Genomic DNA, 13397 nt, shown 5'->3' on the forward strand with positions numbered 1-13397 from the left:
TTTTTCTGGACTGATTTTTTTAAAAAGCTGTTTCCGTTATTCCGTTACATCTGAAGCAGGTTCTTTGGCAGGTTCAATTTTGAAGGAAAGCTTTTCATCCTTTATGCCTATCTTGACTACGCCGCCGTTAATCAACTTGCCGAACAGAATATCTTCCGCCAGGGATTTCTTGATCTGATCCTGCACCAGACGCGCCATCGGGCGCGCGCCCATCAACTTGTCGTAACCCTTCTCGGCCAGCCACTCACGGGCAGCCTTGTTGACCTCAATCTGAACCTTCCGCTCATCCAGCTGGGCCTGCAGCTCCGTCAGCTGTTTGTCTACCACGCTGGCGATTACCCCTGTTGACAGCGGGTTGAACTGGATAACAGAATCCAGGCGGTTACGGAATTCCGGTGTAAAGGTTTTCTTGATGGCTTCCATACCGTCGGTGGCATGATCCTGTTCAACAAAGCCAATGGAGGAGCGGTTCATCATCTCCGCGCCGGCATTGGTGGTCATGACCAGGATAACATTGCGGAAGTCCGCTTTGCGCCCGTTATTATCGGTCAGGGTGCCGTGATCCATCACCTGCAGCAGCAGATTAAAGACATCCGGGTGACCTTTCTCAATCTCGTCAAGCAGGAGGACGCAGTGAGGCGTCTTGTTGATGGCTTCTGTCAGCAGGCCGCCCTGGTCAAAGCCCACATAGCCGGGAGGCGCGCCTATCAGCCTGGAGACCGTATGACGCTCCATATATTCGGACATATCAAAGCGCACCAGCTCAATACCCATGGATTTGGCCAGTTGCTTGCAGACTTCCGTTTTGCCCACCCCGGTGGGGCCGGCAAAGAGGAAGCAGCCAACGGGCTTTTCGTTGGGCTTAAGGCCGGCACGGGACAGGCGAATATTGGTGGTCAGCGCGGAGATAGCCTCATCCTGGCCGAAGATAGTCATCTTCAGGTTACGGGGCAGCTTCTCCAGTAGTTCTTTGTCGGACGCAGAGACCGACTTGGGAGGAATGCGCGCCATCTTGGAGACAATGGCCTCAACATCCTGCACCCCGATAACGTCTTTACGGTCTTCTTTGCTCTGGAGACGCTGATAGGCACCAGCTTCATCAATCACATCAATGGCTTTGTCAGGCATATGGCGATCATTGATGTAGCGGTCGGCCAGTTCCGCAGCAGCGCGCATGGCGTCGCGCTCATAGGTAATTTCGTGATGTTCCTCGAACTTGGGTTTGAGGCCCATCAGGATTTCGAAGGTATCCTCAACATTTGGTTCCTGGATATCGACCTTCTGGAAGCGGCGGGCCAGCGCCCTGTCCTTCTCAAAGATACCCCGGAATTCCTGGAAGGTTGTTGAGCCAATGCAGCGAAGTTCGCCGGATGTCAGTAGCGGCTTAAGCAGGTTGGAGGCATCCATAACTCCGCCAGAAGCAGCACCGGCACCGATAATCGTATGAATTTCATCAATAAAGAGGATTGCGCCCTCTTTCCGTCGCAGTTCAGAGAGAAGCTGCTTGAAGCGTTTCTCAAAATCACCACGGTATTTGGTGCCCGCCAGCAACGCACCGAGGTCAAGGGAGTAAACGGTGCAACCTTTGAGAATCTCAGGAACTTCACCATCCACAATGCGCTTGGCCAGGCCTTCTGCGACAGCTGTTTTACCAACACCGGCTTCACCCACAAGCAAAGGGTTGTTCTTGCGGCGACGGGTAAGAATCTGGGAAACCCGCTCAACTTCCTGGTCCCGGCCGATCAGGGGGTCGATCTTGCCAATCTTGGCCTGTTCATTCAGGTTGAGGGTGTAAGAGTCCAGCGGTCGGGCACCCTGGTTTTCCGGATCTGCGGTTTCTTCAGCCATTTCCTGGCCGATGGTTTCAGCGCCCTGGTGTCCGGGAACCTTGGAAATGCCGTGGGCAATATAATTGACCACATCGATACGGGCGATTTCCTGTTGCTTAAGGAAGTAGACGGCCTGGCTTTCCTGCTCGCTGAAAATGGCCACCAGGACATTGGCACCATTCACCTCTTTTTTGCCAGAACTCTGGACATGGAATACAGCCCGCTGCAGTACCCGCTGGAAGCCCAAGGTGGGCTGGGTTTCCCGCTCATCATCCCCGACAGGGATAAGAGGCGTTGTAGAGTCTATAAATTTGGTCAGTTCTTCCCTGAGCTGTTGGATATCGGCACCGCAGGCCTCCAGCACATCGACCGCCGAAACATTATCCAGCAAGGCCAGCAGCAGGTGCTCGACGGTCATAAACTCATGCCGTTTGCTGCGAGCTTCACGGAAAGCGGTATTAAGCGTTTGTTCGAGATCTTTGTTTAGCATTTTAATAAGCCCGATGAAGCGTTTATTAACTGGCCTTTTGAGCCTTGCACATCAGGGGATGCTGATGTTCCCGAGCATATCGGTTCACCTGCTCTGCACGCGTTTCTGCTACGTCTCGCGTGTAGACACCGCATACAGCCGATCCCTGGGTATGCACCGTCAGCATGACCTGTGTTGCCCTGTCCCTGGACATCCTGAAAAACTGCTCAAGAATCTCGACAACGAAATCCATAGGTGTGTAATCATCATTCATCAGTATGACACGGTATTTCGGTGGCTGCTGCAGCTTTGGTTTGGCTGTTGCAACGGCTACTCCGCCATCGTCGTCATTTTCTGGTTGATGATCTTTGTCTAAGGATAGCCGAATCTTCTCGAGTAAACTTATGCTGTAATCTGTCAACGTACTGTCACATTATTCGGGTTAACTGGGAGCGCCATGGGGTGACCCTTGACATATGCTTGACACTCGTTGCTACATGCCTAAAACTAGTTCCTTCCCATAGGATATGGGGAACAAGAATAATAACACCAAAAAAAAGAAAGCATCAGGAGTAGAGAGGGATATAACGATGCCAACAGGAAAAGTGAAGTGGTTCAATAATGCCAAGGGTTATGGATTCATCCTCCCGGGTGAAAACGGAAAGGGAGAAGATCTGTTTGTCCATTACTCATCCATTAACATGGAAGGCTACAAAACTCTCAAGGCGGGACAGGAAGTCAGCTACGAGATTATCCAGGGACCCAAGGGACTGCACGCAATCAACATCGGCATTCTTTCCGAAGAAGGCGCTGAGTCGGCTCCAGTAGCTGAGTCCGTCTCCCAACCGGAAGAATACACAGAATCATGAAAAGAAACCGCTTCACTCAATGCTTATGAGCTGAGAATCTCATCAAAGGGGTTTGGTCGCTACTACGCCCCTCCTTTCTGCAGTCTTTTTATATCAGTGGTTTTTCATCTCCTGCTGAGAGCTTGCCTATACCCTTTCGATGTGTTGCTACCATTTTGGGCGACTTTGGGCTACAAGCAAGTTTTTCTGGCTATTACTTGAATCTGGTCATTCTCACCATGATTCCACAACGGATAATAAATTCAGTATGTCCGATACACATCAGGATAGGCGTGAGAATAGGTATGGCTGAATAATTCCGGGAGGGTTATCGGCAGAGCAGCATTACTTAACAGTGGGGCCTGAGGCCCCACTGTTAAAAGATGCCTACATTTTTTCAACAATGGCGTCAGCAAACTCGGAGCACTTCAGCAGAGTGGCATCCGGCATCAGACGTTCAAAATCGTAGGTTACGGTCTTGGCTTCAATAGCCCCTTCCATGCCCTTCAGGATCAGGTCAGCAGCTTCTGTCCAGCCCATGTGACGAAGCATCATCTCCGCAGAGAGGATCAAGGAGCCGGGATTGACCTTGTCCTGGCCAGCGTACTTAGGCGCGGTACCGTGGGTGGCTTCGAAGATAGCAACGCTGCCGCCGATATTAGCACCGGGTGCGATACCAATACCACCAACCTCAGCCGCCAGGGCGTCGGAGATATAGTCACCGTTCAGGTTCAGGGTGGCAATAACGGAGTACTCATCGGGACGCATCAGGATCTGCTGCAGAAAGGCATCAGCAATCACGTCTTTGATGATAATTTCATTACCGGTTTTCGGATTGGTCAGGGTGTGCCAGGGGCCACCGTCCAGGGGCTTGGCACCAAAACGTTCAGCGGCCAGCTCATAACCCCAGTCCTTAAAGGCACCTTCGGTAAACTTCATGATGTTACCCTTGTGAACCAGGGTCACGGAGGGCAGATCATTGTCGATGGCGTGCTGGATGGCCTTGCGCACCAGGCGCTGGGTACCCTCTTTGGAGACCGGCTTGATACCGATGCCACAGCCTTCGTCAAAGCGGATCTTGGTCACGCCCATCTCTTCTTTCAGGAAAGTGATCAGCTTCTGGGCTTCGGGGCTGTTAGCTTCCCACTCAATACCGGCATAGATGTCTTCAGAGTTCTCACGGAAGATCACCATGTCGGTTTTTTCAGGGCTGGTGACCGGGCTGGGTACACCCTCGAACCAGCGCACGGGGCGGATACAGGCGTACAGATCCAGCTTCTGACGCAGTGCTACGTTCAGGGAACGGATGCCACCGCCTACGGGTGTGGTCAGCGGGCCTTTAATGCTGATAACATACTCTTGGAGCACTTCCAGGGTTTCTTCCGGCATCCAGACATCGGGGCCGTATACTTTGGTGGCTTTTTCACCGGTGTAAACTTCCATCCAGACGATGGAACGCTTACCGCCGTAAGACTTCTCAACAGCTGCGTCAACAACCTTTAGCATGGCGGGAGTTACGTCCACGCCAATACCGTCACCTTCGATGAAAGGGATGACGGGATGGTTGGGAACATTCAGTGAGAGATCAGCGTTAACGGTAATTTTGTCACCATCGGAAGGTACCGTGATCTTCTGGTATCCCATTCTTAACTCCGTTATGTGGAATGTGTGGCGCCGAAGTAGTGATTTGTTCTCCGACGTTCTTGATATTCTTGTAGTTTTGCTACATTCCGGTTGCCTTTATTTCAAATTCTGGTTAGGCAAACCGTATTGGCGGTAAAAGATACCGTAAACTTAAGCAATAATAAATGCGCCATGTTACAAAACTACATTTATTCACAAGATCCCAAAGCCTGTTGATGCTTTGTAATTGAACCCGGCATTTCCAAATTCTGGCCCCATTATTTTGCTGTTAGGGGCTTATTCTTGTGGACGTGCATCTGCCGTTGCATAGAATAGGACGGTTTAACAACATCAGATGACTCAGAACGCATTTCTATGACTGAAAACTCCCAGACCCGTGTCATTGTCGGTATGTCCGGCGGTGTTGATTCTTCTGTCTCCGCCCTTCTGCTGATGGAGCAGGGTTATCAGGTGGAGGGTCTGTTTATGAAAAACTGGGAAGAAGACGACGGGACAGAATACTGTACCGCCCGGGAAGACCTCACCGATGCCCAGAAAGTCTGTGACAAGCTGGGCATCCATCTGCACCAAGCCAACTTTGCCGCTGAGTATTGGGACAATGTCTTTGAACACTTTCTGGAAGAGTACCGTGCCGGACGCACGCCAAATCCCGATATTCTCTGCAACCGGGAAATAAAATTTAAGGCATTCCTGGATTATGCCCTCGAACTGGGAGCGGATTATATTGCCACAGGCCATTATGTTCGGCGGGATGACACCACTAGCCGCTGCCTGATGCGCAAAGGTCTGGATAACAACAAGGATCAGAGTTACTTCCTCCATGCCGTGGGTGAAAAAGAGCTGGCCAGAACCCTGTTTCCTGTTGGCGAGCTGGAGAAAAGTGAAGTGCGTGACATCGCTGAAAAACATGGACTGGTGACGTTTAATAAGAAAGACAGCACCGGCATCTGTTTTATCGGCGAACGTCGTTTTCGGGATTTCCTCAAGCAATACCTGCCCGCCCGGCCCGGCATGATTGAGACAACGGAAGGTGAAGTGATTGGTGAGCATCATGGCCTGATGTACCACACCATTGGTCAGCGACAGGGTTTGGGTATTGGCGGCTTGAAAAACGCCAGTGAAGAACCCTGGTATGTGCTGGAAAAAGACCTTGAAAGAAATGTACTGATTGTTGGTCAGGGTAACAACCACCCTATGTTGTTCTCCTCAGCCCTATCCGCTGATACTATTTACTGGATTAACGGTGAACCCGAGTTGCCGGCACGATTAATGGCTAAGGTGCGTTATCGTCAGAGGGACCAGGCCTGTACCCTTCAGCGTGGCAGTGATGGCCGTTACCTGGTGGTTTTTGACGAACCCCAGCGTGCGGTAACCCCCGGCCAGTCTGTGGTCTTTTATGACGGTGATATCTGTCTGGGCGGCGGTGTTATTGAGCAGCGTCATGCCTCTCTTGATCAGGCCAGCTGAATTTCCGACTGAACGAAAACTCATGACGACCCAGGATAAACAGGATTATCTGAAGCTGTGATGCACACTGAATCCGACCGAACCCTTGCCCTCGCAGGCATTTTTCAGGCCTGCGGGGTGGTGGAGAAAATTGCCCATACCTCTCTCGCTCCGGCCGATACCATAGAAACCTGTATAAACAGTATCTTTGTCACCAATCCCAAGAATGTGGCAGAGGTTTATGGAGGGGCCTGGAATGTCCAGCCTGGCCTGAGAACCCTGCGGGGACTGCTGGAGCGTAATGCCGATGTGGTTCGTTCGGACACCATTCGTTATGCCCTGACCCTGATCCATATCGAGCGTAAACTACGCAATAACAGGGATATGATGAATAAAATTGGCGCGGGTATCGATAAGGCCAGCGGCCAGCTGGCACACTTTGAACCTCTTCATGAAAATATTCTTGCCAGTCTGGCAGGGGTTTACCTCGAGACCATCAGCACCTTTAAAACCCGGGTGCAGGTAACCGGTGATGTCCGCCATCTCCAGAATCCCGCCAGCGCCAATAAAATCCGTGCGGCTTTGCTAGCGGGAGTACGTTCCGCCATTCTCTGGCGCCAGGTGGGCGGCCGTCGCTGGCATCTGGTGTTTGCCCGAAAGTCCATGCTGGCGGAAACCTCAAGGCTGCTGAAAGGCCAGAGTTAAACCAGGTTGAGTGAGGATGAATACTGAGGGGCAGATTTTTTCGCTGTTTTGCTGTAGGATGCGCCCCGCTCGCGCTAGGCGCATACTTATAACTTATGAACAGCACTGACAAGGGTCACCCAATGGAACTGTCATCGCTTACTGCAATTTCCCCCGTCGATGGCCGCTACGGCAGCAAGACCTGCGTGCTGAGAGATATGTTCAGCGAATACGGGTTGATCAAGGCCCGTGTTGAAGTGGAGGTACGCTGGCTGCAGCGCCTCAGCCAGCACAGGCAGGTAGCCGAACTGCCGGCTTTCAGCGATGAAGCCAATGTTCTTCTGGACGGTATTGTCAGCAGCTTCTCCGTTGATGACGCAGCTCAAATCAAAGCCATTGAGCGCACCACCAACCATGATGTCAAAGCCGTAGAATATTTCCTGAAAGAGCAGATGAGGCAGAATCCGGAGTTGACCAGGGCCTTGGAGTTTGTTCACTTCGCCTGCACCTCCGAAGATATTAACAATCTGTCCCACGGTCTGATGCTGAAACAGGGCCGGGAAGTGATTGCCGCTACCATGGGTAAGGTCGTAGAAGCTATTCGTGCCCTGGCTCACGAGCATGCTGCTGTGCCCATGCTGAGCCGCACCCATGGCCAGACAGCCTCCCCCACTACCCTGGGCAAGGAAATGGCCAACGTCGCCTATCGCCTTCAGCGTCAACTGGAGCAGCTGGACCAGGTTCCCCTGCTGGGTAAAATCAATGGTGCGGTTGGTAACTACAATGCCCACCTTGCGACCTACCCGGATATTGACTGGGAAGCCAATGCTCAGGGGTTTATTGAATCCCTGGGGCTGACCTTTAACCCCTATACTATCCAGATTGAACCCCATGACTATATTGCTGAACTGTTCGATGTCGTGCGTCGTTTCAACACCATTCTGATCGATTTTGACCGGGATGTCTGGGGTTATATCTCCATGGGTTACTTTAAGCAGCACACTATTGCCGGTGAAGTGGGTTCCTCCACCATGCCCCACAAGGTAAACCCTATCGACTTTGAAAACTCCGAAGGTAACCTCGGCCTGGCTAATGCTGTGCTGGAACATATGGCGGTGAAACTGCCTGTGTCCCGCTGGCAGCGAGACCTGACGGATTCCACCGTGCTGCGCAATATGGGTGTTGGTCTGGCTTACAGCCTGATTGCCTATGAAGCCAGCCTGAAAGGAATCAGCAAGCTGCAGGTGAATGCCGAGCGTCTGTCTGAAGATCTGGATAACGCCTGGGAAGTAATGGCGGAGCCGGTTCAAACCGTTATGCGTCGCTACGCTATTGAAGAACCCTATGAAAAACTGAAAGCCTTTACCCGTGGCAAGGTTATTACCCGTGATGCCATGATGGCTTTTGTCGATCAGCTGGATATGCCCCGGGAAGCGAAGGATGCCCTGAAGGCTATGACCCCGGCCAGCTATATCGGTAATGCTGAAGAGCAGGCCCGTAAAATCTGATCTTTATCTTAAATCAGGGTTATAAAGGAGAGCTTCGGCTCTCCTTTTTCTATGGATATTCAGAATATTACGTCAGCTATTACAGAGCGCAGATAATGACAAAACAGTCCTCACCTCTCGGCCATCATACTCCTGAAGAGTTTCTACGGGATTACTGGCAGAAAAAGCCCCTGCTGATTCGCAATGCCATGCCCGGTTTTCAGTCGCCTCTTTCTGGTGATGAACTGGCAGGTCTGGCCTGCGAAGAGGAGATAGAGTCCCGGCTGGTTATTGGCCAGGACAAAGACTGGCAGTGTAAAAGAGGCCCGTTTACCAGTAAGGACTTTACCTCCCTGCCCTCTTCCCACTGGACCCTGCTGGTTCAGGCGGTTGATCACTGGGAGCCGGAGGCCAGAAAGTTACTGGAACAGTTCCGGTTTATCCCTGACTGGCGACAGGATGATTTGATGATCAGCTATGCGGTGGATGGCGGCGGTGTCGGCCCCCACTTTGATAATTACGATGTTTTTCTGTTGCAGGCTGAGGGTCAGCGTCACTGGCGTATCGGGCAGCACTGTGACGATAATTCTCCCCTTATGGATACCGATGCCCTGAAACTGCTTGAGTATTTTCAGGAAAGTGGCGGGTGGGTTCTGAATCCCGGAGATATGTTATATCTGCCTCCCTGTATCGCCCATTGGGGTGAAGCTGTAGGCGATAACTGCATTACCTGTTCCATTGGCTTCCGGGCTCCGTCAAAGGCGGAAATCCTGGGTGACTTCTCCCACTTTGTAGCGGAAACCATGAATGAGCAGATGCGCTATGCAGACCCGGACCTGGCTCTGCAGTCATCTCCCGGGGAAATAACTTCAGATGTCGTTACCCGTGTGCAGAATATTCTTCTGCAGACTGTTCAACAGCCAGAGGTGATAGCCAAGTGGCTGGGCAGGCATATGACCGCGCCCAAGTACCCTGATTCAGTTGGCGATACGGTCTGTGAAGACAGATCCATGTTGACCAGTGGTTCCCGTATTGCCTGGTTTCGAAATGGAAATGGCAGTATAAATCTGTATGTGAATGGTGAGATGAAATGCCTGCCTGCAGAAACAGAAACGGCAGTTCAACAGTTGTGTGCTGACAGGCTGCTGTCAGAGCATGTCCGTCGCACACTTGGAGAAGAGATTATCCTTTGGCTGGGAGAGATTGAAGCATTCTTGTGATAGAAAAAATATCATTTCAGGCCCTGTGGCTGTTGCTGCAAAAGGAAAGGTCGCAGTGGCCAGCTTTCAGAGGAGGGGGAGTCTATTCTGGCTTGATATTCATCGGAAATCTGAACCGCGTCCTCAAGGGCTTTTCTGGCGCTTGGGTACTGTAAATCTGGCAGGGTCAGAGCTTCTTTCAAGTGAGTCTTCGTCTCTGTCAGAATCTCACGTACCCCTTCAGCATACCCCCCCTTAAGAAGTAGCTGCCGGATTTTGTAGAGTTTCGCCCGAATCACAAACAGCAGGTAAAGGCTTTTCCCTGGTAAATTCAAGAATGCCCCCTTCCACCTGGAAAGGCCTGCCAGTATTTTGTAGTTTGTGATCGCATAATTAGAGCCGTTAAGAAGGTTGGCCAGAGCCCTGAGGCGCAGCAAGTCCATATTGTCCTGTTCGTTAATGATTTTTTCTGCTTCCTGATGTCCCAGCCAGCCATACCCCCCATAGAACCCCGGATTATTCAGTAAGAGCTGCAGCTGCCAATAGAGCCATTTCATCTGCGGTGGGTTCACCAGTTTGCCTTTAACCTGGTAACCACCAAGAATCTGGCAAAGAGTCAGAGCTGATGAGAAGGAGTGAAAAGCCTTTTTGAAGTTAACGGCATCCTGATACAGCCAGTTCATCCCTTCACTGATATATTTCAAGACAAGGGTGTAACCGCCGGTATTTGTGTCTCTGGTCAGCTCACTGTCCAATTCGTTTCGCAGGAGGGCCGCTTCATGGGAAGAAGGTATATCTGGTTTGATCTCTGAGGATGCCATCTTGATGGCGGTATTCTCCAGCGAAGGCAGAATGAAGGTATGTTCCAGGTGTTTTTTTAAGGTATCCGGAGTGAAAACTGCGCTGGCTGCTGCAGACGCAGCTGCATGCCTGAGCATGGCGGACGAGCCAATTGGCAATAGTAGTAAAACAGCGGTGAAAAGAAAGAATGCACTGTTCTTCAGGGGTTTTCGAGGGTAAAAAAACACGCCTTGTTTTCTCCTCTTGCCTTTTTTGATTGCTGTTGGTATTGGGTGACAATTACTGGGTGACCATGATTGGCGGTAGTCAATATGGACGAATGTTGGTGTTTTTTCCAAATACTGACGGGAGGCGGGAAAATAAAAACGGGGTTACCAGACCGGCAAACCTGATAACCCCAAAAAAGGCGCAGTGACTTTTCAAAAGTTTCTGCAAAGTATCCGTTAAAATATCAGGCGGATTATCAACTGAATGCTTTGATAACCTGAGAGAAGTTGTCCAGCATTTCCAGCTCTTCTTCCTGGGTGAAGTAGCCTACGTGGTGCCAGCAAACGAATTCCTCAGTGCCGTACTTCTCTTTCAGAGCGCCAATCTGGTCAACAACCTGCTGGACAGTTCCCTTCCAGACACGCCCCATGGGCACGTTGTAAGGGGGCACGTTATAAGCGGTGTTAAACAGGGTTGAGAAGTCATCATAGTGCTGGCTGGCCTGCTTCTCGTTGCTGCCGATAGTCAGGTGACCCCCCAGAACCAGGGTGTTACCTGTGGTTAGCTCGGTATGGCCGTGCTTGTGGGCTTCTTCGATATAGATATCCATGGTGGTATCGATAAATTCATCCTTGGCCACAAACGCAACCAGCTTGGCACCCTCTTTGGCCCAGAACCTGGCGGTTTCCATAGACCAGGAGAAAGGCACGTACAGGGGCGGGAAGTCGCGGCCCGGGCGCTTGCGCGGATGGGGAACGATACCAATTTCCTGCAGCTCGTCATTTTCGTTCAGGGCCGCATTACCACCCCACATTTTGGTGGGCGGGAAAGGCCACTTGATATTTTTGGGGGGGATCTGCCAGAACTCGCCGTCGTAGCTGAAGGTTTTCTCGGTCCAGGCTTTCTTCACAATTTTCCAGGACTCTTCCATCAGGCGGCGGTTTTTCATGTCCGCTTCAGAACGGTCGGACTGGGTGGTGGTGATATCCAGATGCTGGGCCAGGGTATTCAGCCAGCGAGGGGTGTTGCCACGAACGAAGCCCACAAACAGACGACCATCGGTCATATGATCCAGCATGGCCATATCTTCTGCCAGGCGCAGGGGGTGGTGAGCGGTCAGGGCCATACCCACCTGTCCGACGGCCAGGTTCTTGGTGTGCTTGGCGATATGCAGGTTCCACAGCAGCGGATTGGTGGTGGTTTCTACACCTTCCACCTGGAAGTGGTGTTCGGTCATACAGAAGCCGGCATAGCCATTGTTGTCGGCAAACTGCATCTGTTCGGTAGTGCGTTGCAGCAGGGTGTTAAAACGCTCCGGATCGGCACCGGGGTTTTCTACACTTTCACCCTTTTTGCGCATATAAGGCTGAACGAGGACGTGGGCTTTCATAATTGACTCCCTGTGATTGTTCTCTGTTCTTGTTTAGTATTTTTATTTATAGAAGTGAACGTTCATTCACTCTTTCAGCTATCTTATTGAACGACAAAATCAACACATTGATCTAAGTCAATTTTGAGGAGGGTTTGTAAAAATCTGCTAAATGCTGGTGACTTGCTAGGCTATGCCCTTTCCTTTTCGTAATGGTGGGAGGAGATTATGCGCCGAGGTTTAAGCTTGTTCGGAAAATTAAGACTGCTCGGAAAAGTGGCCAGGTGTCTTTTAAACGGCCTGATCTTTGGTTGTACTCTGCTAATGGCTTCTCTTTCTTATTCCCAGAAAACCGTTCTGGTCACAGGAGGGGCTGGTTTTATAGGCAGCCATACAGTTGTTGAGCTTCTGAACAATAACTACAGCGTTGTAATCTTCGATAATTTTCAAAATAGCAAGAGTGAGGTTATTAAGAATATTGAAAGAATTACCGGAAAAAATGTCACGGTCGTAAAGGGGGATATATGCAGTTATCAGGATGTAGATAGTGTTTTTGTCCAAAACCCTTCCATTATGGCGGTTATTCATATGGCAGGGGTGAAATCCGTTGCAGAGTCTGTTCGTGACCCTGCTAAGTACCATAAGATCAATTTTGAAGGAACCGTTAACCTATTAAATGCAATGGGAGTCCATGGGGTGTATGACCTGGTATTCAGCTCTTCTGCCACTGTTTATAAAACCCACCCGGGAAAGCAGCGCTTGGTCGAAACCGCAGAAACAGGTCCCACAACCCCCTATGGGGAGTCAAAATTGAAAGTGGAACAACGGCTTGCTGAATTAAGTCAGAATAATCCTGCTTGGGGAATTGCAGTATTGAGATATTTTAACCCGGTTGGTGCCCATCACAGTAGATTGATTGGCGAAGATCCGGCGGGACCGCCAGCCAATCTTGTACCGGTGATCTGTCGTGTCGCGATGGGACAGCAGCCACAGTTGGATATCTATGGAAGTGATTATTGTACGCGAGATGAAACAGCGGAGCGGGATTACATCCATATAGAAGATGTAGCCAAAGGACATATTGCTGCTCTTGGATGGTTGGAACGTTTTAACAGGGGAATAAAAATCTGGAACCTTGGTAGAGGCGAAGGGGCAACAGTGCTGGAGGTTGTTAATCTTTTTGAGCAGGTTAATAAAGTTAAAGTTGTCCGCAGATTTATGGCCCGTCGACCCGGAGATGCCGAGAGCGTGGTATCAGATCCAACATTAATAAAACAGGAGCTGGGGTGGACAGCGGAAAAAACACTGGAAGATATGCTGATTACTGCCTGGGAATATCATCAGAAGAAGCCTTCCGCACAATAAGCTACTGAGGGAAAAGAAAACAGAAGACTCGCCGAACAGGTTTTCTATC

Annotated in this window: 11 protein-coding genes; 6 read left to right on the forward strand and 5 right to left on the reverse strand. The window is 50.8% G+C overall.

Annotated elements, in window-relative coordinates:
- Positions 1–36 precede the first annotated feature (36 nt).
- Both clpA and clpS read right to left on the reverse strand, forming a co-directional pair.
- Complete coding sequence (gene clpA / locus ACY2RQ_RS13575; RefSeq protein ID WP_490113528.1) at positions 37–2319, reverse strand: ATP-dependent Clp protease ATP-binding subunit ClpA; 2283 nt, start codon at positions 2317–2319, stop codon at positions 37–39.
- Positions 2320–2344: 25 nt separating this feature from the next.
- Entirely contained in the window at positions 2345–2719 is a 375-nt protein-coding gene (gene clpS, locus ACY2RQ_RS13580) for an ATP-dependent Clp protease adapter ClpS (protein WP_490113529.1), read from the reverse strand.
- Positions 2720–2888: 169 nt separating this feature from the next.
- On the opposite strand from clpS, the gene ACY2RQ_RS13585 reads away from it, so the two are divergent.
- Entirely contained in the window at positions 2889–3167 is a 279-nt protein-coding gene (locus tag ACY2RQ_RS13585) for a cold-shock protein (protein ID WP_490113530.1), read from the forward strand.
- A gap of 366 nt (positions 3168–3533) precedes the next feature.
- On the opposite strand, the gene icd is transcribed toward ACY2RQ_RS13585, so the two are convergent.
- On the reverse strand, positions 3534–4790 hold the full coding sequence (icd, locus tag ACY2RQ_RS13590; RefSeq protein WP_490113531.1) for an NADP-dependent isocitrate dehydrogenase: 1257 nt from the start codon (positions 4788–4790) through the stop codon (positions 3534–3536).
- Between the two features lie 354 nt (positions 4791–5144).
- Here icd and mnmA point away from each other — a divergent pair, with 354 nt between their 5' ends.
- The 4 genes from mnmA to ACY2RQ_RS13610 all read left to right on the forward strand — a co-directional run bounded on the left by mnmA (position 5145) and on the right by ACY2RQ_RS13610 (position 9627).
- Positions 5145–6257, forward strand: coding sequence for a tRNA 2-thiouridine(34) synthase MnmA (gene mnmA / locus ACY2RQ_RS13595; protein ID WP_490113532.1), 1113 nt, complete (start codon positions 5145–5147; stop codon positions 6255–6257).
- Between the two features lie 60 nt (positions 6258–6317).
- Complete coding sequence (gene hflD / locus ACY2RQ_RS13600; RefSeq protein ID WP_490113533.1) at positions 6318–6941, forward strand: high frequency lysogenization protein HflD; 624 nt, start codon at positions 6318–6320, stop codon at positions 6939–6941.
- Between the two features lie 122 nt (positions 6942–7063).
- Positions 7064–8428, forward strand: coding sequence for an adenylosuccinate lyase (gene purB / locus ACY2RQ_RS13605; protein WP_490113534.1), 1365 nt, complete (start codon positions 7064–7066; stop codon positions 8426–8428).
- Between the two features lie 95 nt (positions 8429–8523).
- Positions 8524–9627: a JmjC domain-containing protein gene (locus ACY2RQ_RS13610; RefSeq protein ID WP_490113535.1), complete on the forward strand. Its 1104-nt coding sequence runs from the start codon at positions 8524–8526 to the stop codon at positions 9625–9627.
- Between the two features lie 11 nt (positions 9628–9638).
- On the opposite strand, the gene ACY2RQ_RS13615 is transcribed toward ACY2RQ_RS13610, so the two are convergent.
- The gene (locus ACY2RQ_RS13615; RefSeq protein ID WP_490113536.1) at positions 9639–10544 is read right to left on the reverse strand and encodes a hypothetical protein; all 906 of its coding nucleotides are present in this window, start codon (positions 10542–10544) and stop codon (positions 9639–9641) included.
- Positions 10545–10870: 326 nt separating this feature from the next.
- On the reverse strand, positions 10871–12004 hold the full coding sequence (locus ACY2RQ_RS13620) for an LLM class flavin-dependent oxidoreductase (protein WP_490113537.1): 1134 nt from the start codon (positions 12002–12004) through the stop codon (positions 10871–10873).
- Positions 12005–12211: 207 nt separating this feature from the next.
- Between ACY2RQ_RS13620 and galE the strand changes: the two genes are divergently transcribed.
- Complete coding sequence (gene galE, locus ACY2RQ_RS13625; RefSeq protein WP_490113538.1) at positions 12212–13348, forward strand: UDP-glucose 4-epimerase GalE; 1137 nt, start codon at positions 12212–12214, stop codon at positions 13346–13348.
- The last annotated feature ends 49 nt before the right edge of the window (positions 13349–13397 follow it).

It is taken from the genome of Parendozoicomonas sp. 209JJ7-1 (assembly GCF_058147085.1).